At 67.4% G+C, this 21,266-nt stretch carries 24 protein-coding genes and 1 riboswitch; of the genes, 17 read left to right on the forward strand and 7 right to left on the reverse strand.

Translation table 11 applies throughout. The features are described 5' to 3' along the window. The 6 genes from EON91_RS10855 to EON91_RS10880 all read left to right on the forward strand — a co-directional run. Positions 1-321, forward strand: a 321-nt coding sequence (locus EON91_RS10855) for an SPOR domain-containing protein (RefSeq protein WP_292094505.1), incomplete at its 5' end; no start/stop codon positions are given. Then, positions 322-1,371 (forward strand): beta-N-acetylhexosaminidase, encoded by a 1,050-nt coding sequence (nagZ, locus tag EON91_RS10860; protein WP_292094508.1) that lies wholly within the window; start codon positions 322-324, stop codon positions 1,369-1,371. After that, a complete protein-coding gene (locus EON91_RS10865; protein ID WP_292094510.1) occupies positions 1,368-1,841 on the forward strand; it encodes a hypothetical protein in 474 nt (157 codons plus the stop codon). Before nagZ ends, EON91_RS10865 begins: the two co-directional genes overlap by 4 nt. Continuing rightward, a complete protein-coding gene (locus EON91_RS10870) occupies positions 1,838-2,674 on the forward strand; it encodes a ScpA family protein (RefSeq protein ID WP_292094512.1) in 837 nt (278 codons plus the stop codon). The genes EON91_RS10865 and EON91_RS10870 overlap by 4 nt, the downstream gene beginning before the upstream one ends. Beyond that, positions 2,671-3,333 carry an SMC-Scp complex subunit ScpB gene (gene scpB, locus EON91_RS10875; protein WP_292094513.1) on the forward strand — a complete coding sequence of 221 codons (663 nt, stop codon included), beginning with the start codon at positions 2,671-2,673 and terminating at the stop codon, positions 3,331-3,333. The genes EON91_RS10870 and scpB overlap by 4 nt, the downstream gene beginning before the upstream one ends. Before the next feature lie 40 nt (positions 3,334-3,373). Then, positions 3,374-4,072 carry a hypothetical protein gene (locus EON91_RS10880; protein WP_292094516.1) on the forward strand — a complete coding sequence of 233 codons (699 nt, stop codon included), beginning with the start codon at positions 3,374-3,376 and terminating at the stop codon, positions 4,070-4,072. Positions 4,073-4,091: 19 nt separating this feature from the next. Here the strand turns inward: EON91_RS10880 and ispH are convergent, their stop codons facing one another. Then, positions 4,092-5,021: a 4-hydroxy-3-methylbut-2-enyl diphosphate reductase gene (gene ispH / locus EON91_RS10885; RefSeq protein ID WP_292094574.1), complete on the reverse strand. Its 930-nt coding sequence runs from the start codon at positions 5,019-5,021 to the stop codon at positions 4,092-4,094. 187 nt (positions 5,022-5,208) lie between these two features. Here ispH and EON91_RS10890 point away from each other — a divergent pair, with 187 nt between their 5' ends. The 10 genes from EON91_RS10890 to EON91_RS10935 all read left to right on the forward strand — a co-directional run bounded on the left by EON91_RS10890 (position 5,209) and on the right by EON91_RS10935 (position 15,130). Beyond that, on the forward strand, positions 5,209-5,895 hold the full coding sequence (locus EON91_RS10890) for a Tat pathway signal sequence domain protein (RefSeq protein WP_292094524.1): 687 nt from the start codon (positions 5,209-5,211) through the stop codon (positions 5,893-5,895). Then, positions 5,892-7,655, forward strand: coding sequence for an arginine--tRNA ligase (argS, locus tag EON91_RS10895; protein ID WP_292094527.1), 1,764 nt, complete (start codon positions 5,892-5,894; stop codon positions 7,653-7,655). The genes EON91_RS10890 and argS overlap by 4 nt, the downstream gene beginning before the upstream one ends. Before the next feature lie 31 nt (positions 7,656-7,686). Continuing rightward, the gene (locus EON91_RS10900; RefSeq protein ID WP_292094529.1) at positions 7,687-8,703 is read left to right on the forward strand and encodes an adenosine deaminase; all 1,017 of its coding nucleotides are present in this window, start codon (positions 7,687-7,689) and stop codon (positions 8,701-8,703) included. A 29-nt stretch (positions 8,704-8,732) separates the two neighbouring features. Continuing rightward, positions 8,733-8,830, forward strand: a riboswitch (glycine riboswitch). 161 nt (positions 8,831-8,991) lie between these two features. Continuing rightward, a complete protein-coding gene (gene gcvT / locus EON91_RS10905; RefSeq protein ID WP_292094530.1) occupies positions 8,992-10,104 on the forward strand; it encodes a glycine cleavage system aminomethyltransferase GcvT in 1,113 nt (370 codons plus the stop codon). An 11-nt stretch (positions 10,105-10,115) separates the two neighbouring features. Beyond that, positions 10,116-10,481: a glycine cleavage system protein GcvH gene (gene gcvH, locus EON91_RS10910; RefSeq protein WP_292094533.1), complete on the forward strand. Its 366-nt coding sequence runs from the start codon at positions 10,116-10,118 to the stop codon at positions 10,479-10,481. Between the two features lie 6 nt (positions 10,482-10,487). Beyond that, the gene (locus EON91_RS10915; protein ID WP_292094536.1) at positions 10,488-11,015 is read left to right on the forward strand and encodes a hypothetical protein; all 528 of its coding nucleotides are present in this window, start codon (positions 10,488-10,490) and stop codon (positions 11,013-11,015) included. 1 nt (position 11,016) lies between these two features. Further along, positions 11,017-12,363: an aminomethyl-transferring glycine dehydrogenase subunit GcvPA gene (gcvPA, locus tag EON91_RS10920; protein ID WP_292094538.1), complete on the forward strand. Its 1,347-nt coding sequence runs from the start codon at positions 11,017-11,019 to the stop codon at positions 12,361-12,363. Positions 12,364-12,377: 14 nt separating this feature from the next. Further along, positions 12,378-13,958, forward strand: coding sequence for an aminomethyl-transferring glycine dehydrogenase subunit GcvPB (gcvPB, locus tag EON91_RS10925; RefSeq protein WP_292094541.1), 1,581 nt, complete (start codon positions 12,378-12,380; stop codon positions 13,956-13,958). A 226-nt stretch (positions 13,959-14,184) separates the two neighbouring features. Beyond that, positions 14,185-14,520 carry a PGPGW domain-containing protein gene (locus EON91_RS10930; RefSeq protein ID WP_292094543.1) on the forward strand — a complete coding sequence of 112 codons (336 nt, stop codon included), beginning with the start codon at positions 14,185-14,187 and terminating at the stop codon, positions 14,518-14,520. A 145-nt stretch (positions 14,521-14,665) separates the two neighbouring features. After that, positions 14,666-15,130: a DUF6789 family protein gene (locus EON91_RS10935; protein ID WP_366250328.1), complete on the forward strand. Its 465-nt coding sequence runs from the start codon at positions 14,666-14,668 to the stop codon at positions 15,128-15,130. 73 nt (positions 15,131-15,203) lie between these two features. On the opposite strand, the gene EON91_RS10940 is transcribed toward EON91_RS10935, so the two are convergent. The 6 genes from EON91_RS10940 to EON91_RS10965 form a co-directional block, all read right to left on the reverse strand. Continuing rightward, positions 15,204-15,719 carry a F0F1 ATP synthase subunit B gene (locus tag EON91_RS10940; RefSeq protein ID WP_292094554.1) on the reverse strand — a complete coding sequence of 172 codons (516 nt, stop codon included), beginning with the start codon at positions 15,717-15,719 and terminating at the stop codon, positions 15,204-15,206. A 1-nt stretch (position 15,720) separates the two neighbouring features. Continuing rightward, entirely contained in the window at positions 15,721-16,299 is a 579-nt protein-coding gene (locus EON91_RS10945; protein ID WP_292094557.1) for a hypothetical protein, read from the reverse strand. An 88-nt stretch (positions 16,300-16,387) separates the two neighbouring features. Continuing rightward, on the reverse strand, positions 16,388-16,612 hold the full coding sequence (locus tag EON91_RS10950; protein ID WP_292094559.1) for a F0F1 ATP synthase subunit C: 225 nt from the start codon (positions 16,610-16,612) through the stop codon (positions 16,388-16,390). 57 nt (positions 16,613-16,669) lie between these two features. Continuing rightward, entirely contained in the window at positions 16,670-17,455 is a 786-nt protein-coding gene (locus EON91_RS10955; protein ID WP_292094563.1) for a F0F1 ATP synthase subunit A, read from the reverse strand. Positions 17,456-17,472: 17 nt separating this feature from the next. After that, on the reverse strand, positions 17,473-17,832 hold the full coding sequence (locus tag EON91_RS10960) for an AtpZ/AtpI family protein (RefSeq protein ID WP_292094564.1): 360 nt from the start codon (positions 17,830-17,832) through the stop codon (positions 17,473-17,475). Between the two features lie 214 nt (positions 17,833-18,046). Continuing rightward, the gene (locus tag EON91_RS10965) at positions 18,047-18,649 is read right to left on the reverse strand and encodes a superoxide dismutase family protein (protein WP_292094567.1); all 603 of its coding nucleotides are present in this window, start codon (positions 18,647-18,649) and stop codon (positions 18,047-18,049) included. A 123-nt stretch (positions 18,650-18,772) separates the two neighbouring features. Here EON91_RS10965 and gyrA point away from each other — a divergent pair. Beyond that, the coding region (gyrA, locus tag EON91_RS10970) for a DNA gyrase subunit A (protein WP_292094569.1) at positions 18,773-21,266 on the forward strand (2,494 nt) is incomplete at its 3' end.

Raw genomic sequence — 21,266 nt, forward strand, 5'->3', positions numbered from 1 at the left:
GCGCGGGGGTGGCCGGCGCCCGTCCCGGCCGAAAAGGCTCCGGCCACCCCCGCGCCCGCGCCGGCTCCGTCATCTGCCGGCGGGTCGTCGGCGGTTCAGATCGGCGCCTTCTCGTCGCGAGAGATCGCGGATCGCGAATACGCCGCCGTCGCCGCCCGCTTCCCGGCCTTCGCCTCGGGCCGCACCAAGCGGGTCGAGCAGGTGACCGCCTCGAACGGCTCGACCGTTTACCGCACCACCTTCAACGGCCTCAGCCGCGAGGACGCCCGCGCCTTCTGCGACGCGCTCAAGGCCGCCGGCCGGGACTGCCTGGTCCGCTAGGTGACGCGCGCCGCCATCTACGGCTGTTCGGGCCATCGCCTGACGGCGGAGGAGAAGGCCTTCTTCGCCGACGCCCGGCCGTGGGGCTTCATCCTGTTCCGGCGCAACATCGACACGCCGGAACAGGTCCGCGCCCTGACCGCTGAACTGCGCGACAGCATCGGCGACGCGAACGCTCCGATCCTGGTCGATCAGGAGGGGGGCCGGGTCCAGCGTCTGGGCCCGCCGCATTGGCCCAAATATCCGGCCGCCTCGGCCTATCTGCAGGCGACCAACGACCCGCTCGCCGCGCGCGAGCTGGTACGGCTGGGCGCGCGACTGATGGCCCACGATCTGCGCGCGGTCGGCATCACCGTCGACTGCGCCCCGGTGCTGGACGTTCCGGCGCCGGGCTCACACGAAATCATCGGCGATCGCGCGTATGGCCGCGATCCGGACACGGTCGCACAGCTGGGCCGCGCCGCCGCCGAGGGTCTGCTGGCGGGCGGCGTCCTGCCGGTGATCAAGCACGTCCCCGGCCACGGCCGCGCCCTGGCCGACAGCCACCACGACTTGCCGGTGGTCGACACCGATCTGGACACGCTGGACGCCTGGGACTTCGCCCCGTTCAAGGCCCTGTCCGACATGCCGTTGGCCATGACGGCCCACGTCGTCTTCCCCGCCATCGACGCCAAACGCCCGGCGACCATCTCCAGGGCCGCCATCCGCCTGATGCGCGACCGGCTGGGTTTCGGCGGCCTGATCATGACCGACGACCTGTCGATGAAGGCCCTGTCCGGCAGCCTGACCGAACGCGCGGAACAGTCGCTCAAGGCCGGCTGCGACGTCGTGCTTCACTGCAACGGCGATCTCGATGAAATGCAGCAGGTCGCCGAGGGGGTCGGCAAGCTGAAGGGTCAGGCCCGCCGCCGCGCCGACGTCGCCCTGGCCCGGATCGTCCACACGCCAGAACCGCTGGACGAGGCCGAGGCCCGCGCCCGTTTCGACGCCCTGCTGTCCGGCCGCCTCGACGCCGTGCGCGGGCCCGATGTGGGTGAGGCGCAGGCATGACGACAGGGCGGTCGGCGCTGATCATAGGATTAGCCGGCCTGCTGTCGGGCTGTATCGCGCTGCCCTGCGATAAAAGTCTGTCCGGCTGCCCCGCGCCCTCGTCCGGTTTTGCTGCGGCGATGGGCTTGCCGCCAAAAGCGCAGGACGAGCTCTGGCGAACGCTGACCATCGAGCAAAGGCTGGACGTCTATCACGACGTCTATATCCGCTCCGGACATCCCCGGATCATGAGGGCGGATCTGTTCGAAGGGACAGGTGAGCCCGGCTTCGACGCCGCAATGGCGCGTATGACCGACGCCGGGTCCTTCAATGAGTATTTCTGGATTGCCAGCAGGCTTGGACAAGGCGAAGTCGACATCTGCTCCCCACCGTTCTTCGAGCAACTCCAGGACAAGGTGAAGCGGTACGGTCGCGGTGATCCCGCCCATCCTGTGCCCATTCGCTTTGATCGCTGCGAGGTGGTGCTGTGAGCGATTCCTTCCAGCCCAATCTGGACTTCACGGCGGTCGAACAGGCCGAGGCGCAGGACGCCTTTGTGGTTGATCTGGAAGGCTATGAAGGCCCGCTGCACGTCCTGCTGGCCCTGGCCCGGACGCAAAAGGTCGACCTGCTGAAACTGTCGATCACCCGGCTGGCCGAACAGTATCTGGCCTTCGTGCACGAGGCGCGGCGGCGCAACTTCGCCCTGGCTGCCGACTATCTGGTGATGGCCTCCTGGCTGGCGTATCTGAAGTCGCGCCTGTTGATCCCGCGCAACGAAAAGGACAAGGGCGAGGAGCCGCCGGCCGAGGAAATGGCCGCCGCCCTGGCCTTTCGCCTGCAAAAGCTGGAGGCGATGCGCCGCGCCTCCGAGCAACTGCTGGCCCGGCCCCAGTTGAAGCGCGACGTCTTCACGCGCGGCGATCCCGAGGCGACGGTGATCGTGCCCTCCGACCGCATCGACGCCAGCCTGTACGAACTGATGAGCGCCTATGTGACCCAGCGCCGCCGCGAGCAGCAGCGCAGCTACGCCCCCAACCAGCGGGTCGAGGCCTTCCAGCTGGAGGCCGCGCGCGACTGGCTGCGCGACGTCCTGCCCCGGCTGGAGCAGTGGACCCCGCTGGAGCGGATCGCCCCAAAACGTGAAAGCCTTGGTCGCGACCACGACGACGGCCCCACCCAGGCCAGCTTCACCGCCTCGACCCTGTCGGCCAGTCTGGAGCTGGTGAAAGAAGGGGCCATGGACGTGAAACAGGCCCAAGCCTTCGCCGAGGTCTTCCTGAAACGGCGCGGGCGCGGTCAGCCGCTGGAGCTGACACCGTGAGTGATCTGTCCTTCCAACCCGATCACGCCGAGATCGAACGCCGCGTCGAGGCGCTGCTGTTCGCCGCCGCCGCCCCTCTGTCGGCGGCCGAACTGAGCCGCCGCCTGCCCGAAGGCGCCGACGTCGGCGGGGCCATTTCGGCCCTGCGCGAACGCTATCAGGGCCGGGGGGTCGAACTGGAATGCGTCGCCGACCGCTGGCGTTTCCGCACCGCGCCGGACCTCGGCTTCCTGATGACGGAAGAGCGCGAGGAGCCGCGAAAACTGTCCAAGGCGGCGCTCGAGACCCTGGCCATCATCGCCTATCACCAGCCCTGCACTCGCGCCGAGATCGAGAGCGTGCGCGGCGTCTCCCTGTCCAAGGGCACGCTGGACCTGTTGCTGGAGATGGGGTTCGTCAAGCTGCGCGGCCGCCGCCGCACGCCGGGCCGTCCGGTCACCTACGCCACCGCCGACAAATTCCTCGAGCATTTCGGCCTGGCCAGCCTGTACGACCTGCCCGGCGTGCAGGACATGAAGGCGGCGGGCCTGCTGGACCTGTCCATCCCCGTGGGATTCGAAGTCCCCGACCCCTCCCGCGCCGACGATCAGGAAGACCTCCTCACCCGTCTCGACGACGACGGGCCCGAATTCGCCCAGGACTTCGTGGGGGAGGATTAGCGGCATTTATCGGCCCGGTCGCGGCCAGGAAGGCACGGATATGAACCTCGCACTGATGGCCTCACTGGCCTTGCTGGCGGGATCACTGGGGAACGCAGCGCGGGCGGGGACGCCCTATACGGAAACCGTTGTGTGCCCCGTCGATGGGCGCAGTTTCACCTACACGGCGACCGCATCCTATTCCACCTTCGGGAGGGCTCTGGACGGCAAGCCGCATGCGTCCTGGATCATGCCGCTCCCGCTTCCCCAGTGTCCCGACAGTCGTTTCCCCGTCTACAGGACTGATTTTTCGGCAGATGAGCAGGCGCGGATCCGCGCCCTCGTTGAAACGCCGGAGTACAAAGCGATCAAGGATGAGGCCTCCTACTACGTGCTCTGGTTCGTTCTCGGCCGAATGGGCGAAGAAGGTGAAGGGGTCGATGCGCTCTGGCCGCTGGTCAAGGCGACTTGGCAGGTGTCCGACGATCCGGAGCGCTACGCGCACTATGTCGGCCAACTGACTCCCCTGATGGATGCTGCGCTGGAACCGCTTCGCGCCAGTCAGCCCGCCGATTGGTGGTATTTGCAATTGGTGCTTGCCAATCTCGCTCGCCAAAGCGGAGATTTTGAGGGCGCTACGGCTCGTCTGGTTGCGCTGGATGGGACTCCGCCCGACGTGGGCGATCTTGTCCAACGGCTGGACATGACTCGTGGCCTGATCGCCAGTCGGGATCGCTCTTTAGCGACACCTCGAGACTAGGCGTTCCTTCGACGGGCCTTCAGGCCGTCAGCACGCGCGGCAGTTTGAAGGTCACGGTCTCGCGGGCGCCGTCGTCTTCGGTCACCGTGGCGTCGAAGCGGGCGCGGATGGCGTCCACCACCGCCTCGATCAGCGGCTCGGGCGCCGAGGCGCCGGCAGTGACCCCGACCGTGTCCACACCCTCGAACCAGGTCCAGTCGATCTGGCCCGCATCGTCGATCAGCCGGGCGTCGCGGGCCCCGGCGCGCACCGCCACCTCGACCAGCCGCGCCGAGTTGGAGGAGTTCTTGGACCCCACCACCAGTACCAGCTGGCAACCCTCGCCCAGCCGCTTCACCGCCTCCTGACGGTTGGTGGTGGCGTAACAGATGTCTTCCTTGTGCGGGTCAGGCAGTTCCGGGAAGCGCCGCTTCAGCACCGCCAGGATGCCCGCCGTATCGTCCACCGACAGCGTGGTCTGGGTCGCATAGGCCAGGGGCGCGTCACCCGGCCGCTGGAACGCCTCGGCGTCCTGGGTCGTCTCGACCAGACTGATCGCCCCCCCGGGCAACTGGCCCATGGTGCCGATCACCTCGGGATGGCCCGCGTGGCCGATCAGGATGATGTGCCGCCCCGCCGCATGATGCCGCTCGGCCTCGACGTGAACTTTCGACACCAGCGGGCAGGTCGCGTCCAGGAACAGCAGCTCGCGCGCCTGGGCGGTCGCCGGCACCGACTTGGGCACCCCGTGGGCCGAGAAGACGACCGGCCGGTCGTCCGGGCACTCGTCCAGCTCGCGCACGAAGACCGCGCCCATGGCCTTCAGCCGTTCCACCACATGGCGATTGTGGACGATCTCGTGCCGCACATAGACCGGGGCGCCGTATTTCTCGATCGCCCGCTCCACGATCTGGATCGCCCGGTCGACCCCGGCGCAAAAGCCGCGTGGCGTGGCCAGACGCACGGTCATCTTACGCGGCGTCGAACCGGGGGCAGGGGGCGGCATGTGGGCGTTCATGGCGCGAACCTAATCGTTCGGCCGCCGCCTCGCCACCGCGCGTTTGCCGCGCCTCGCTTTAGCCGCTATCAGCAGGGAGCGTAGCGAGGTCGGCCGCCGACCATCGCGCGCGCCCCTTCGCTTGCCGGAAATGAACCTGATGCGTCGCGTCCTCACCACCCTGGCCGCCTTCTCGGTCCTGATGCTCCCCGCCATCGCCGAGGCGCAGACCCGCCGACCGGGCCAGAACCCGAGTCAGCAACCGGGCCAGCAGGAAAACGCCGACGGCACCATCGTTGATGAGCGGCGCGGACCCGCCCGTCTGGCCCCGCTGCGTCAGCGCAACAACGCCGGCCCGTGCCCCTATGTGAAGATCCTCTACGACGCCGCTCGCTATGTGGAGCTGACAGGCCAGGCCTCGGCCGCCAACGTCGGCTATACCGGTGAGATCGAGGGCGTGAATTCTGACTGTTCGTACCGGAATGATGAGCCGATCACCGTGGACATCGGCCTGCTGTTCAACTTCGGCAAGGGTCCTCAGGCCCAGGGCGATCAGCGCAGCTACCGTTACTGGGTCGCGGTGACCGAGCGGAACCGCGCCATCCTGTCCAAGGAATACATCGACGTGGCCGCCAACTTCGCCGGCGGTGACCGCGTCACCGTGACGGACCAGCGCACCATCGTCATTCCCCGCGCCGAACTGACCACCAGTGGCGCCAATTTCGAAATCCTCGTCGGCTTTGACGTGACCCCGGAAATGGCCGAGTTCAATCGCTCGGGCAGCCGCTTCCGCGTCACCGCCGGCCAGGCTCCGTCGCCCGTCGAAGCGACCCCCTCCGCGCAATGACCGACCTCAGAACGTCGCTGGGCGAAGCGGTAGCCGCCGCCTTCGCCGCCGAAGGCGTGGATGCGGCGCTGGCCCGTGTCACCGCCTCTGATCGCCCCGACCTGGCCGATTTCCAGTCGAACGGCGCCCTGGCTGCCGCCAAGGCGCTGAAGGCCAACCCGCGTGAGCTGGCGACCCGCGTCGCCGAACGCCTGTCCGCTGATCCGCGCCTGACGGCGGTCGAGGTCGCCGGGCCGGGCTTCATCAATCTGAAAGTCGCCGATGACACCCTGTCGGCCCGCGCGGCCCAGGTCGCCGCCGACGCCACCATGGCCGGCGCCTCCAAAAGCCATCCGCCGAAAAGGGTCGTCATCGACTACGCCGGGCCGAACGTGGCCAAGCCGATGCACGTCGGCCACCTGCGCTCGTCCATCATCGGCGAGAGCCTGAAGCGACTGTTCCGTTTCCGGGGCGACATCGTCTGGGGCGACGCCCATTTCGGCGACTGGGGCTTCCAGATGGGCCTGCTGATCGTCGCCTGCGCCGACGAAGGCCGGGGTCTGCCGTTCATGGCCGAAGACGCCGGTCCGTTCCCGACCGAGACCCCGGTCACGCTGGACGACCTTGAGCGCCTGTATCCCCAGGCCGCCGCCCGCGCCAAGGAAGACCTCGAGTTCCGCGATCGCGCCCGCAAGGCGACGGCCGAGCTGCAGTCCGGCCGTCCCGGTTACCGCGCCCTGTGGGCCCATTTCGTCGCCGTCAGCCGCACCGCGCTGGAACGCGAGTTCGGCGCCCTGGGCGTCACCTTCGATCTGTGGAACGGGGAATCGGACGCCGATCCCCTGATCCCCGACATGGTCGCCGATCTGAAGGCGCGCGGTCTGGCCGAGTTCGACCAGGGCGCCTGGATCATTCGCGTGGTCGAAGAGGGCGACAAGCGCGAGCTGCCGCCCCTGCTGCTGCTCTCGTCCGAGGGGTCGGCCATGTACGGCACGACCGACCTGGCCACCATTCTGCAACGCCGCCGGGAACAGGATTTCGACCTGGTCCTCTATTGCGTCGACCAGCGTCAGGGCGACCATTTCGAACAGGTGTTCCGCGCCGCCTACAAGGCCGGCTACGCCACGCCGGGCCAGCTGGAGCACGCCGCCAACGGCACCATGAACGGCGCCGACGGCAAGCCCTTCAAGACCCGCGCGGGCGGGGTGCTGAAACTCCACGACCTGATCACCCAGGCCAGGGACAAGGCGCGCGAACGCCTGAAGGAAGCCGAACTGGGCGCCGACCTGCCCGAGGCCGAGTTCGAGGACATCGCCCACAAGGTGGCCGTGGCGGCGCTGAAATTCGCCGACCTGTCGAACAGCCGGACCACCAGTTACGTCTTCGATCTTGATCGCTTCATGAGCTTCGAGGGCAAGACCGGTCCCTATCTGCTGTATCAGTCGGTTCGGGTGAAATCCCTGCTGCGCAAGGCGGCGGATCAGGGCGTCGAGACGGCGCCCATCGTCATCGCCGAACCGGCCGAACGCGATCTGGCCCTGACGCTGGACGCCTTCGATCAGGCGGTCGCCGACGCCTATGACAAGCGCGGCCCGCACCTGATCGCCGAGCACGCCTATCGGCTGGCGCAGAGCTTCTCGAAATTCTACGCCGCCTGTCCGATCCTGATCGCGCCCGACGCGGCCATCAAGGGATCGCGCCTGGCCCTGGCCGCCGCCAGTCTGCACCAGCTGGAGACGGCCCTGACCCTGCTGGGCATCGACACGCCGGACCGGATGTAGGTTAGAGTGGGGCGCTGATCCGGAGCACCCCATGACCGACCTCGACGCCTTCATCGCCGGCCTGCCCAAGGCCGAGCTGCATCTGCACATTGAGGGCAGTCTTGAGCCCGAACTGATGTTCGAACTGGCCCAGCGGAACGGCGTCGCCATTCCCTTCGACAGCGTCGAGGCCGTGCGGGCGGCCTACGACTTCTCGAACCTGCAGGACTTTCTCGACATCTATTACGCCGGCGCCGACGTGCTGCGGACCGAGCGGGATTTCGAGGATCTGGCCTTCGCCTATTTCCGGCGCGCCGCCGCCGACAATGTGCGCCACGCTGAAATCTTCTTTGACCCCCAGACCCACACGGACCGGGGCGTTCCCTTTGCCGTAGTGATCGACGGCCTGACCCGCGGGATGAAGCGGGCCGAGGCGGAACTGGGCGTCACCTCCAGACTGATTCTCTGCTTCCTGCGCCATCTGTCGGAAGAGGCGGCGTTCCAGACCCTGGCCCAGGCCGAGCCGTATCTGGACCGGATCGCCGGCGTGGGCCTCGATTCCTCCGAGGTCGGGCACCCACCATCCAAATTCCAGCGCGTCTTCGCCCGCGCCGGCGAACTGGGCCTGAAGCGCGTCGCTCATGCGGGCGAAGAGGGCCCCCCCGCCTATGTGCACGAGGCGCTGGACCTGCTGCACATCGACCGCATGGACCACGGCAACCGTTCGATGGAGGACGAGGCCCTGATCGCCCGTCTGGCGGCCGAGCAGATGACCCTGACGGTCTGCCCGCTGTCGAACCTCAAGCTGTGCGTGGTGAAGGATCTCAAGGATCACCCGGTCCCCGAGATGATGCGCCGGGGCCTGCACGTCACCCTGAACTCGGACGACCCGGCCTATTTCGGCGGCTATGTGAACGCCAACTACGCCGAACTGGCTAGGGCCGTGGGGCTGACCCGCGAACAGCTGGCGCAACTGGCCCGCAACAGCTTCCAGGGCAGCTTCCTGTCCGACGCCGAAAAGGCGGCGCGCATCGCAGAAGTGGACGCTTACGCCGCTCGTTCAGCTTGACTCCGGCCGGGAGTCGGGGCCTTAGGTCGAACGCTCTCGCGGGAGAGATCGAAGGTCGAAGACGGCCTTCGGAGCCGAAGGCGCAACCGCCCCGGAAACGCTCAGGCAAAAGGACCGCGAAAGCGCACGGACGCTGGAAAGTCGCTCAGGACCCTGTGGTCCGGGGGCGCGCCGACGGAGCAAGGCCGATCCCGATTCGGGGCTGGTCGGAATCTCTCAGGCTTCAGGACAGCGGGGGCGCGACGACGGCGAAGCTATCGCCGCAACCCGCGACCCGGAGACGCCGACATGAGCGACCAGGCCTTGAAGACCACCCCCCTGAACGCCGCGCACCGCGCGCTGGGCGCCCGCATGGTCGGTTTCGGCGGCTATGACATGCCGGTCCAGTATGAGGGCGTGCTGGCCGAGCACCGCTGGACCCGCGAGCATGCGGGCCTGTTCGACGTCTCGCACATGGGCCAGTGCCGCATCACCGGCGAGGACGCGATCGCGCAGTTCGAGCGCTTTGTCCCCGGCGACTATCAGGCCCTGAAAGAGGGCAGGCAGAAATATTCCCTGCTGCTGAACGCCGAGGGCGGGATCATCGACGACCTGATGGCGGGCAAGCCGGACCATTCGGGCCTGTTCGTCGTCGTCAACGCCGGCAACAAGGACCAGGATTTCGCCTTCTGGCGCGCCAAGCTGTCGGGTGATGCGAAGTTGGAGGTGCTGGACCGCGCCCTCCTGGCCATTCAGGGGCCGGAAGCGGCCGAGGTGATGGCGCAGCACGAGCCGGCGCTGGCCGAGATGGGGTTCATGGACAGCGGCCGGCTGATGCTGTTCGGCGTCGACTGCTACGTCTCGCGCTCGGGCTATACGGGCGAGGACGGCTACGAGATTTCGGTCCCGGCGGCGGACGCCGAACGCATCTGGAACCTGCTGCTGTCCGACGCGCGGGTGAAGCCTATCGGCCTGGGCGCGCGCGATTCCTTGCGTCTGGAAGCCGGCCTGCCGCTGCATGGCCACGACGTTGACGCCACGACCAGCCCGGTCGAGGCCGCCCTGACCTTCGCCCTGTCCAAGTCGCGCAAGGAGCGCGCGGATTTCAACGGCGCCGACCGCATCCTCAAGGAACTGGCTGAGGGCCCGTCCCGCGTGCGCGTCGGCCTGCACGTCAAGGAAGGCGCCCCGGCCCGCGAGGGCGCCGAAATCGCCGACGCTGACGGAAACGTCATCGGCACGGTCACCTCGGGCGGCCCGTCGCCGACGCTCGGCCACAACATCGCCATGGGCTACGTCCCGCCGGCCTTCGCCGAACCGGGCACGGACCTGAAGGTCATCGTGCGCGGCAAGCCCGCCGCCGCCGAAGTCGTCGCCACCCCCTTCGTGGCCACCCGCTATTACCGCAAACCCAAAGCCTGAGGATTTCCCAGATGCGCTTCACCAAGGATCACGAGTGGGTTCGCCTCGAAGGCGACGTCGCCACGGTCGGCATCTCCAGGCACGCTGCTGACGCCTTGGGCGACGTGGTGTTCGTCGAGACCCCGGACGCCGGAAAGACCGTGTCGGTCGGCGACAGCTTCGCCGTCGTCGAAAGCGTCAAGGCGGCCTCTGACGTCTATGCTCCGGTCGCCGGCGAAGTGGTCGAGGGCAACGCCGCCCTGGCCAGCGCGCCCGAGACCGTCAACGCCGATCCCGAAGGCGAAGGCTGGTTCGCAAAGATCAAGGTTTCGGACGCCTCGGCGATCGACGCCCTGATGGACCGCGCCGCCTACGACCAGTACCTGACCACGCTGTAAGACCGCATGTCGCCGCTGATCATGCTCTATCCGTCCGACCGGACGCCGTCGCCCGACGCCTTCGCGGCGGCGGCGAGGGACGTGGTCAGCGACTGCGACGCCGCCTGGCTGGGCGAGGAAGGCGATTACGATCTGCGTCTGAACGACGGGACCGAGATCGTCTTCGACATCCTGGAAAGCGAGAGCGGCGCCTATCTGCAGCTGGACGAGGCGCGCGAGGCGGCGATCGACCTGACCTACGCCGTGGCCGAACGCACCGCCTGTTTCGTGTCCATCAATACGATGGGGCAGGGCGGTTCGATCTCCAGCGGTACGGCGCCGACCTGCGCCCTGCCGTCGACCGGCGCGGTCCTGGCCGAGAACGAGGGCGGTCACGCCGCGCCCGTTCTCGTGGCGGATCGTGCGGCCTTCGGCGACTGGTTCCGGGTCGTCATGATCGAGATCGCCCGCGACCGGCCTGTATCCCTGCCTCCCCGTCCGAAACGTTCGCTGTTCCAGCGGCTGTCCGACGCCCTGTTCGGAAAAGAGATGTAAGATGCGCTATCTCCCCCTGACGCCCGACGACCGCGAGGCCATGCTGGCCGCCATCGGCGCCGCATCCATCGACGACCTGTTCATCGACGTGCCCCAGGCCGCGCGCCGCGACGGCTTTGTCGATCTGCCCCGCGTGGCGGGCGAACTGGAGGTCGAACGCGCCCTTTCGGCCATGGCGGGCAAGAACGCCACGGCCGGAACCGTGCCCTTCTTCTGCGGCGCCGGCGCCTACAAGCACCACGTCCCGGCCACGGTCGACCACGTGATCCAGCGGTCGGAATTCCTGACCAGCTACACCCCCTATCAGCCGGAAATCGCGCAGGGCACGCTGCAGTACCTTTATGAGTTCCAGACCCAGGTCGCGAACCTGACCGGCATGGAGGTCGCCAACGCCTCGCTCTATGACGGTTCGACCGCCATGGCCGAGGGCGTGCTGATGGCCACCCGCGTGACCCGCCGCAACAAGGCCGTCATCTCGGGCGGCGTGCATCCCCACTACGTCAAGGCGACCGAGACCGTGGTTCACGCCGTTGGCGTCGAGACCCAGGCCCTGACCGCCGCCGTTGACGCCGAAGACGCCGTCATCGCCGCCATCGACAAGGACACGGCCTGCGTCGTCGTCCAGACCCCCAACGTCTTCGGCACCGCCACCGATGTCACCAAGATCGCCGAGGCCGCCCACGCCGCCGGCGCCCTGCTGATCGTCGTGGTCACGGAAGCCGTGTCGATGGGCCTGCTGAAGTCGCCCGGCGAAATGGGCGCCGACATCGTCGCGGCCGAAGGCCAGTCGATCGGCAACGCCCTGAACTTCGGCGGTCCCTACATCGGCCTGTTCGCCACCCGCGAGAAGCTGCTGCGCCAGACGCCCGGCCGTTATTGCGGTGAAACGGTCGACGCCGACGGCCGTCGCGGCTTCGTCCTGACCCTGTCCACGCGCGAGCAGCACATCCGCCGCGACAAGGCCACGTCGAACATCTGCACCAACTCGGGCCTGTGCTGCCTGGCCTTCACCATCCACATGAGCCTGCTGGGCGAGACGGGCCTGCGCCAGATGGCCCTGCTCAACCATGAGAAGGCCGTCGCCACCCGCGATGCCCTGGCCGCCATTCCCGGCGTCGAGATCCTGACGCCGCGCTTCTTCAACGAGTTCGCGGTCAAGCTGCCCAAGAACGCCGCGGACGTGGTGCAGACCCTGGCCGACAACGGCATCCTGGCGGGCGTGCCCTACAGCCGTCTGGCCCCGGAAGCGGGCCTGAACGATGTGCTGCTGGTCGCCGCGACCGAGACCACCCTGGACGCCGACATCAAGATCCTGGCGAGCGCGCTCGCCAAGGTCCTGGCGGACTGAGCGGAGATAGAACCATGAGCACCATGAACACTGTCGGCCGCCCGACCACGCCGAACGCCACGCCGGACAACGACTACAAGCACCCGACCCTGACGGGCGCGCGCGGCCTGTTGCAGGACGAAGGCCTGATCTTCGAAAGCGACGGCTGGAACAAGACCGGCGTTGACCTGCCCAAACCCACCACCGACGGGTCGGACCTAGGCGACCTGGTCCGTCGTGACCCGATCGGTCTGCCCGGCCTGTCGGAGCCCGAGGCCATGCGCCACTATGTGCGCCTGTCCCAGAAGAACCACGCCATCGACCTGGCCATCTATCCGCTGGGCTCGTGCACGATGAAGCACAACCCGCGCCTGAACGAGAAGATGGCGCGTCTACCAGGCTTCTCCGACATCCACCCGCTGCAGCCGCAATCGACGGTTCAGGGCGCGCTGGAGCTGATGGATCAACTGGCCCACTGGCTGAAGACCCTGACGGGCATGCCCGCCGTCGCCCTGTCGCCCAAGGCCGGCGCCCACGGCGAGCTGTGCGGCCTGATGGCCATCCGCGCCGCCCACGAAGCCAAGGGCGAGCATGAGCAGCGCCGCAAGGTGCTGGTGCCGACCAGCGCCCACGGCACCAACCCGGCCACCGCCGCCTTCGTCGGCTATTCGGTGGTCGAGGTCGCCCAGACCGACGACGGCCGCGTGGACGTGGCCGACCTGGCGTCCAAGCTGGGTCCGGATGTGGCGGCCATCATGGTCACCAACCCCAACACCTGCGGCCTGTTCGAACGCGACATCCTGGAGATTAGCCGCCTGACGCACGAGGCGGGCGCCTATTTCTACTGCGATGGCGCCAACTTCAACGCCATCGTCGGCCGGGTGCGCCCGGGCGACCTGGGCGTCGACGCCATGCACATCAACCTGCACAAGACCTTCTCGACGCCTCACGGCGGCGGCGGCCCGGGCGCGGGTCCGGTGGTTCTGTCGGCCGCTCTGGCCCCCTTCGCCCCGGCTCCGTGGGTCGTGGCGGGCGCTGACGGCTACAAGCTGGTCGAGCGCGAGGAAGACGAGGCTGCGCAAGCCTTTGGCCGCCTGTGCGCCTTCCAGGGCCAGATGGGCATGTATGTCCGCGCCCTCAGCTACATGATGAGCCACGGCTCGGACGGCCTGCGTCAGGTGGCCGAGGACGCGGTGCTGAACGCCAACTACATCAAGGCCCGCCTCGAGGACCTGATGAGCCCGGCCTTCCCCGACGGCCCGTGCATGCACGAAGCCCTGTTCGATGACGAGTGGCTGAAGGGCACGGACATCACCACGCTCGACTTCGCCAAGGCGATGATCGACGAGGGCTTCCACCCGATGACCATGTACTTCCCGCTGGTCGTCCACGGGGCCATGCTGATCGAGCCGACCGAGACCGAATCCAAGGCCGAGCTGGACCGCTTCATCCACGCCATGCGCCTGCTGGCCGAGGCCGCGAAAGCCGGCGACGTCGAACGGTTCAAGGGGGCGCCCTTCCATGCGCCGCTGCGCCGTCTGGATGAAACCCGCGCCGCCCGCTCGCCGCGTCTGCGTTGGTCGGCCCCGGAAGGCTCCAACATCGCGGCCGAATAGCCAGTTGCCCACCCTGTGCCTGCCGTGACCCGGCGGGCACAGGCCACGGCAATTGCGCAACTGTTACGGAGCTTTCACCCGTTCGCCACCGTTAGGCCCCAGACGCTTCCCATATGTGAAGTGTCCTCCCCGGAGCCCTGACGCTGTGAGTCTCGCCTTGACCTTCGATCTGACCGCCAGCCGCGCCCGCTTAGAGCGGCCCGGTCTGCTGCGCCGGATCCGGCGCATGGCGATGATGGCGCTGGGCTTCGTCATCATCCTGCTGGGCATCATCATCGCGCCCCTGCCGGGCCCCGGCGGTATTCCGGTGATCGCGCTGGGCCTCGTCTTTGTTTTGCGCAACTCCTACTGGGCCAAACGGCAGTTTATCCGGGCCCAGCATAAACGTCCGCGCTACGTCTATCCGTTCCGCCGGTTGCTGCGTCGCAATCCCGAGATCGCACCGGTTTTCTGGCAGCAGGCCCTGCGGGCTGAAAAGGTAGTGCTGGTCAAGCGCCGCCGCCGGATCCTGGTGCGGGCGCGCCGCAAGACGCGTCGTTTCCTGCGCAAGATATTCCGCTGACACGACCTTCACGGGCGGCCTGAGCGCGGTTTTCGCCGCGCACGGGAATGTGAATAAATGCACGCTTCCCTTTTTGCGGACAGGCGTATGCTTCCCCTCGCGTAATCAGCACGAACAACAGGCGTTGGGAGGCGCTGTCGTCATGATGTCACGCGTAAAAAAGGGCATGATCGCAGGCTTTGCCGCCACCGTGGTCGTGTCAGTACTGGAAGCGGTCAATGTGATGTTCGGCCCATGGGTCGATCCGTTTCCCAATCTTGTCGCCTATATGATCGGCATGCCCGGCAACCTTACTGTCGGCTGGATCGCACACTTCGTTATCGGCACGGTGGTGCTGGGCGGGTTGTTCGGCATCCTGTGTCCACGCCTGCCGACCGATACCCCGGAAACCAAGGGCATCCTGTTCGCCGTCGGCGCCTGGGTGTTGCTGATGCTGGCTGTCGTCATGTTCGGCAATCCCCGGATGTTCTCGGGGCAGGCCGGCTTCGCCAGTATCGCCTGGATGCTGGCCACCCATGCGGTCTTCGGTATCGTCCTGGGTAATGTCTATGCGCGCCTGGTCCGACGCGAGAAGCTGCATCCGCACATCGTCGGCGCTCCGGCGCACTGACAACGGAACGGGCACATGAAAAAGGCCCCGCCGGCGACGGCGGGGCCTTGATCATTTCAGCCCTGGGGCCGGATCAGTTCAGCCGATCACCGATCTGGGCGATGGCGCCGTCAACCAGCGGATCGGCCTTTTGAGCGGCCAGACGAGCGGCCAGGATGTCCTCGGCGGCCTTCCCGGCCAGTTCGACGGCGGCGGCCTTCACGTCGGCCGAGGCCTGGGCCTCAGCCTGGGCGATGCGACGCTCGGCCAGGGCCTGACGACGGGCCAGGCTTTCTTCCAGCTTGGCCTTGGCTTCGGTCTCCAGACGACGGGCGTCAGCCTCGGCGGCGGCCAGCATTTCGGCGGCCTGAGCCTCGGCCTCGGCCTTCTCCTGACGGATCTGGGCCAGCAGGGCCTCGGCCTCGGCGCGCAGCCGCGCGGCCTCGTCCAGTTCGCCCTGAATCTTGGCGGCCTTGTCGTCCAGCGCCTTGCCGACCAGCTTGGGCACACCGACCAGGGCGAGGATGCCCAGGAAGATCACCAGACCGATCAGGACCCACAGCTCAGCGCTGTCGAGGGCCCAGAAATGGGGATCCATGAACATATTCATGTCAGACGGCTCCCTTGACGGCGGCGGTCGCTTCGGCGGCGGTGACCGACTGGCCGGTCAGGCGCTCGACCATGGCGCGGGCCGTGTCCGAGGCGATGGTGGAGACATTGGCCATGGCGGCGTCGCGGGTCTGACCGATAACGGCCTCGGCCTGGGCAATGCGCGCCGAGATGGCGGCTTCATCGGCGGCGTGGCGCGTTTGGGCTTCCTCGGCGACGCGGGTCTTGGCGGCGGTCGCCATGGCGCGGGCGTCGGCGCGGGCCTTCTCGACCTCGGCCTTGGCGGCGGCGGCCTGATCGGCGGCCTCGGCCTGGACCGAGCGGGCGGTGGCCACGGCGGTGGAGATGGTGTCAGCGCGTTCGTCCAGCACCCGACGCAGGCGCGGTCCGAAGACCTTGGCGATCAGGATGTACAGGACGACGAACAGGAACAGCAGATAGACGATCTGCCCGCCCCAGTGGGCGAACTCGAACTGCGGCAGGCCGCCGGTTCCGTGCGCCTCGGGTGCGGCGGTCCCGGCATGCAGGTCCGCGGGAGCCCCGTGCGGGGTCGCTTCGACTGGAGTGGGTGTGGTGACCATGACCGTCTGTCGGAAATCGTAATGAAAGCGGCGCCGCGAGCCCTCGGCCCGACGGCGCCGCCTTGGAAAGGCGTTCGGGCGTAGCCGATCAGCCGAAGATCATCAGGATGCCCAGCACGAAGGCCAGGATGCCCAGGGCTTCGGCCAGGGCGGCGCCGACGAACAGGTTGCCGACTTGCGAAGCGGCGGCCGACGGGTTGCGCAGGGCGCCCGCCAGGAACTGGGCGAAGATGTTGCCCACGCCGATGGCCGAGCCGATCATGCCGAGGGTGGCCAGGCCGGCGCCGATGTACTTGGCGGCTTCAGCGTCCATGATGTGTATTCCTAGTTCTGAGTTGGTTGGGTGGGGTGAGAAGACTGGTCCGAACCCTTAGTGGGCATGGTCCAGGTTGACCACATCATTGAGATAGATGCAGGCCAGAACGGCGAAAACGAAAGCCTGGAGGAAGGCCACCAGGAACTCCAGCGCGGTCAGGGCGACGACCATGCCCATCGACAGGGCCGCGACCGGCAGGGCCAGCAGACCCATGCCGCCGCCGACCGCCAGGGCGCCCAGCGACACCACGAAGCCGGCGAAGATCTTCAGCGCCACGTGACCGCCCAGCATGTTGCCGAACAGACGAAGGGCGAGGGTGACCGGGCGCAGCAGGAAGGAGACGAACTCAATGGCGCCAACGATCGGGCGCAGCAGCAGCGGCGCGCCCATCGGCCAGAAGAGCTTGAAGAAGCCCAGGCCGTTCTTGGCGAAACCGACCACCAGGACCAGGCCGAAGGTGATGATGGCGAAGGTCACCGTGACCGCCAGCTGCGAGGTGGCGGTAAAGGTCAGGAACATCCCCAGGATGTTCATCGCCAGGATCAGCGTGAACAGGGTGAAGACGAACGGGAAATATTTGCGGCCCTCGTGGCCGATGATCGAGTCGGTCAGACCGTCGATCATGCCGAACATCGACTCGCCGGCGGCCTGAAGCCGGCCCGGAACGACCTGCGGACGCGAGGTCACCATGGCCAGGAAGCCCACGATCACGGCGAATGCCAGCGTCATGGCGATGTGCGAATTGGTGATGGCGAGGTCGACCACGCCGACGCCCGGAATGGTGACGTCGGGAAGATCAACGACCTTGACGATCTGGAACTGATGAATCGGATCGGCCATCGGGCCTTTCGCTCCTGTTAGTCTTCGCCGGCTTCCTCGAAGGGGATGGCTTCCGCCGTGACCCCCTGCGCCTTAGCCTGCGCCATCAGCCGATTGGCCGTCCGGCGCGCCATCCACAACGACAAGGCGAAGCCCAACAGGACCCCGCCGATCAAACCCCAGGGCGTCAGGCCGAACAACCGGTCGACGCCGAAACCTATCGCCAGACCCACCAGCACGCCGCCGAGTAATTCGGCGATGATCTTGTAGGCCTGGCTGGTCACGGCATGCGCCGCCAGCTCGGCCGACTTGGCGGTCGCCGACCGCGCCTCCAGTTCGGATGCGCTCTTGTTGAGGCGTTTGATCGCCTCTTCGCGCGATTCCTTCGTAGGGGACATGGCCTGTGCGCTCAGCGCCTCGACATGATGTCGCGGCGAGGTCTGAATTCGGCGCGGAACCTATAGGCGAGGGGCCACAAGGTCAAGGCGGTGTCCGAGGTGCTCAAGGCGCTGATTTTATTGCGCTATCAAGCGCAGCTTGGAGGGCGTGGCGATGCGTCGCTGCTGGCGGCGCCCTCCCGACCCCGAAGCCGAGCGGAAGGGGCGTTCCGGATCAGGCGCCGATGACGCCGCAGGCGACACGATCGCCGGCCCCACCGATGGGCTGGCTGGCGTGGTCGTCGGCGTTGGCGTGGATGACCAGGGCCGAGCCGTCCTGATCCTTCAGCCACTGACCCGGGCCCGCAGCGGCCAGTCGGGCGTGGGTGGTGAAGGCCTCGGCCATCACCTTGCCGTCGGCCGCCGCGTGGATGTTGGGCAGGTCGCCGTCATCGGGACCTTCGGCATTCAGCAGACCGTGCGGCTTCTTCGGGTCGCCATGGTTGATGTGGGCGCCGGCCGAGGTGAACGGCGCCTCGCACTGGCCGGTCGCATGAATGTGGACGCCGTGCCAGCCGGGCGTCAGGCCTGTGACCTCGATGCGGATCAACAGGCCGGTCGCGCCCTGAGTCAGGACGGCCGTGCCGATATCGGCGCCCTGTGCGTTCTTCAGCGTCACCGTGGCCGATTCGCCCGGCGTGGCGCGGGCATGGGCGTCGTGTGCGGCGGGCATGGCGTGACCGGCATGCGGATCGGCGTTCTGGGCGGTGGCCGCAACAGCGCCGAGAGCCAGCGGCGCGGCGATCAGGGCGGTGACGACGGGAAGGGCGAGGCGCATCGATCAAGGTCCTTTCGTGGGGCGACGCGGACGCCCACGCGGCTTTGCCACGTCCACGCCCGGATGCTAGAAACCCCTATAGCGGATCACGTTCCGATTCCGGCCATCTGAAGCCTGATTTCCTTGACCGACGACCACAATTCCAACGCTGCTTCCGGCGGCGCCGATCTCGATATTTCGCCGATCTCGATCGAGGACGAGCTGAGGCGCTCCTACCTCGACTACGCCATGAGCGTGATCGTCAGCCGCGCCCTGCCGGACGCCCGCGACGGTCTGAAGCCGGTTCACCGTCGCATCCTGTATTCGATGCACGACCTGAACATGACGCCCGAGCGGTCGTATTCGAAGTGCGCGCGCGTGGTCGGTGACGTGCTGGGCCGGTTCCACCCGCACGGCGACGCCTCGGTCTATATGGCGTTGGTGCGCATGGCGCAGCCCTTCTCGATGGGGCTGATGCTGGTCGACGGTCAGGGGAATTTCGGCTCGGTTGACGGCGATATGCCGGCCTCGATGCGATACACCGAGGCCAAGATGGCCCCGGCGGCGGTCGCCTTGCTGACCGACATCGACAAGGACACCGTCGATTTCCAGCCGAATTACGACGAGAAGGAGCTGGAGCCCGTCGTCCTGCCGGCGCGGATCCCGAATCTGCTGGTCAACGGCGCGGGCGGCATCGCCGTCGGCATGGCGACCAACATCCCACCGCACAATCTGGGCGAGGTCGTGGACGCGGCCGTGGCGCTGCTGGACGATCCGGACGTGTCGGACGACGCCCTGCTGGACATCGTGCCCGGCCCCGACTTCCCCACCGGCGGCGAGATCATGGGCCGCACAGCCCCGCGCAACGCCCTGCGCGACGGGCGCGGCTCGGTCATCGTGCGTGGCAAGGCCTCGGTCGAGGAGATCCGCAAGGATCGCGAGGCCATCGTCATCACTGAACTGCCGTTCCAGGTGAACAAGCAGACCCTGATCGAACGCATCGCCGAAATGGTGCGCGAGAAGCGTCTGGAAGGCATTTCCGACGTTCGCGACGAATCGGACCGTCAGGGCATGCGGATGGTGATCGAGCTGAAGCGGGATGCTTCGGGCGACGTCATCCTGAACCAACTCTATCGCTATACGGCGCTGCAAAGCTCGTTCGGCGTCAATATGCTGGCGCTGAACCACGGCCGTCCCGAGCAGATGGGCCTGCGCCAACTGCTTGAGGCCTTCCTCGACTTCCGCGAAGAGGTGGTGGTCCGCCGGGTCAAGTTCGAACTGACCAAGGCCCGCGATCGCGGTCACGTGCTGGTCGGCCTGGCCGTCGCTGTGGCCAATATCGACGAAGTCATCCACATCATCCGCAGCTCGGCCGATCCGAGCGAGGCGCGCGAGCGGCTGCAGTCCAAGTCGTGGCCTGTGGGCGACATGATGGCGCTGGTCGAGCTGATCGCCGACCCGCGCAGTCTTGTGGTTGACGGCGACAAGCTGAACCTGACGGACGAGCAGGCGCGCGCCATCCTGGCGCTGACCCTGTCGCGCCTGACCGGCCTGGGCCGTGACGACATCTTCGGCGAGGCGCGCGGCCTGGCCGACACCATCCAGGGCCACCTGACCATCCTGTCGGACCGCAAGAACGTCATCGCCATCATCCGCGAGGACCTGCTGGCGGTGAAGGACCAGTTCGCCGTGCCGCGCCGCACCCTGATCGGTGAAGGCGACGCCGAGATGGAGGACGAGGACCTGATCCCGCGTGAGGACATGGTCGTCACCGTCACCCACGGCGGCTATGTGAAGCGCGTGGCCCTGAACGCCTATCGGACCCAGCATCGCGGCGGCAAGGGCAAGTCCGGCATGTCGATGAAGGACGAGGACGCCATCACCGGGGTGTTCAGCGCCTCGACCCACACTCCGGTGCTGTTCTTCGCCACCAACGGCAAGGCCTACAAGCTGAAGACCTGGCGCTTGCCGCTGGGCAATCCGCAGTCGCGCGGCAAGGCGTTCGTGAACCTGCTGCCGATCGAACCGGGCGACAGCATCATGAATGTGCTGCCCCTGCCCGAGAACGAGGCGGACTGGGCCAACTACGACATCATGTTCGCGACGAAGTCGGGCGACGTGCGCCGTAACAAGCTGAGCGACTTCGCCACCGTGAACCGCGCCGGCAAGATCGCGATGAAGCTGGAAGACGGCGACCGCATGGTCGGTGTGGCTCTGTGCAACGGCGAGGACGACGTCATGCTGACGACCGCCCTGGGCCGCGCCATCCGCTTCAAGGCGGACGATGTGCGGGTGTTCAAGGGCCGCGATTCGACCGGCGTGCGAGGCATTCGCCTGCAAGCCGGCGACGAGGTCATCTCCATGGCCGTGCTGGGCCGCGTCGACGCCACGCCGGAAGAGCGCGCCGCCTATGTCAAACACGCCAACGCCATGCGCAAGGCGGCGGGCGAGTCCGAGGACGAGACGCCCGCCGAGGCCGACGATGAAGCCGTGGGCGAAGCCACCCTGTCGCTGGAACGCATCGCCGCTCTGGGCGCGGCCGAACAGTTCATCCTGACCGTCACCGAAACCGGCTTCGGCAAGCGGTCGTCAGCCTATGAGTATCGACGCACGGGTCGCGGCGGTCAGGGTTTGACGG

Source organism: Brevundimonas sp., assembly GCF_004210735.1.
Lineage (GTDB): Bacteria > Pseudomonadota > Alphaproteobacteria > Caulobacterales > Caulobacteraceae > Brevundimonas.

Bases quoted from the DNA above. Each gene is read 5' to 3' on its own strand.
- EON91_RS10865 (WP_292094510.1), top strand. From the start codon at position 1,368: ATGACGACAGGGCGGTCGGCGCTGATCATAGGATTAGCCGGCCTGCTG.
- ispH (WP_292094574.1), bottom strand. From the start codon at position 5,021: ATGACCGTGCGTCTGGCCACGCCACGCGGCTTTTGCGCCGGGGTCGAC.
- EON91_RS10945 (WP_292094557.1), bottom strand. From the start codon at position 16,299: ATGGTCACCACACCCACTCCAGTCGAAGCGACCCCGCACGGGGCTCCC.
- argS (WP_292094527.1), top strand. From the start codon at position 5,892: ATGACCGACCTCAGAACGTCGCTGGGCGAAGCGGTAGCCGCCGCCTTC.
- gcvH (WP_292094533.1), top strand. From the start codon at position 10,116: ATGCGCTTCACCAAGGATCACGAGTGGGTTCGCCTCGAAGGCGACGTC.
- EON91_RS10880 (WP_292094516.1), top strand. From the start codon at position 3,374: ATGAACCTCGCACTGATGGCCTCACTGGCCTTGCTGGCGGGATCACTG.
- EON91_RS10950 (WP_292094559.1), bottom strand. From the start codon at position 16,612: ATGGACGCTGAAGCCGCCAAGTACATCGGCGCCGGCCTGGCCACCCTC.
- EON91_RS10965 (WP_292094567.1), bottom strand. From the start codon at position 18,649: ATGCGCCTCGCCCTTCCCGTCGTCACCGCCCTGATCGCCGCGCCGCTG.
- EON91_RS10955 (WP_292094563.1), bottom strand. From the start codon at position 17,455: ATGGCCGATCCGATTCATCAGTTCCAGATCGTCAAGGTCGTTGATCTT.
- EON91_RS10960 (WP_292094564.1), bottom strand. From the start codon at position 17,832: ATGTCCCCTACGAAGGAATCGCGCGAAGAGGCGATCAAACGCCTCAAC.
- EON91_RS10890 (WP_292094524.1), top strand. From the start codon at position 5,209: ATGCGTCGCGTCCTCACCACCCTGGCCGCCTTCTCGGTCCTGATGCTC.
- EON91_RS10915 (WP_292094536.1), top strand. From the start codon at position 10,488: ATGTCGCCGCTGATCATGCTCTATCCGTCCGACCGGACGCCGTCGCCC.
- gcvPB (WP_292094541.1), top strand. From the start codon at position 12,378: ATGAGCACCATGAACACTGTCGGCCGCCCGACCACGCCGAACGCCACG.
- gcvT (WP_292094530.1), top strand. From the start codon at position 8,992: ATGAGCGACCAGGCCTTGAAGACCACCCCCCTGAACGCCGCGCACCGC.
- EON91_RS10935 (WP_366250328.1), top strand. From the start codon at position 14,666: ATGTCACGCGTAAAAAAGGGCATGATCGCAGGCTTTGCCGCCACCGTG.
- gcvPA (WP_292094538.1), top strand. From the start codon at position 11,017: ATGCGCTATCTCCCCCTGACGCCCGACGACCGCGAGGCCATGCTGGCC.
- EON91_RS10900 (WP_292094529.1), top strand. From the start codon at position 7,687: ATGACCGACCTCGACGCCTTCATCGCCGGCCTGCCCAAGGCCGAGCTG.
- EON91_RS10930 (WP_292094543.1), top strand. From the start codon at position 14,185: ATGGCGATGATGGCGCTGGGCTTCGTCATCATCCTGCTGGGCATCATC.
- EON91_RS10940 (WP_292094554.1), bottom strand. From the start codon at position 15,719: ATGAATATGTTCATGGATCCCCATTTCTGGGCCCTCGACAGCGCTGAG.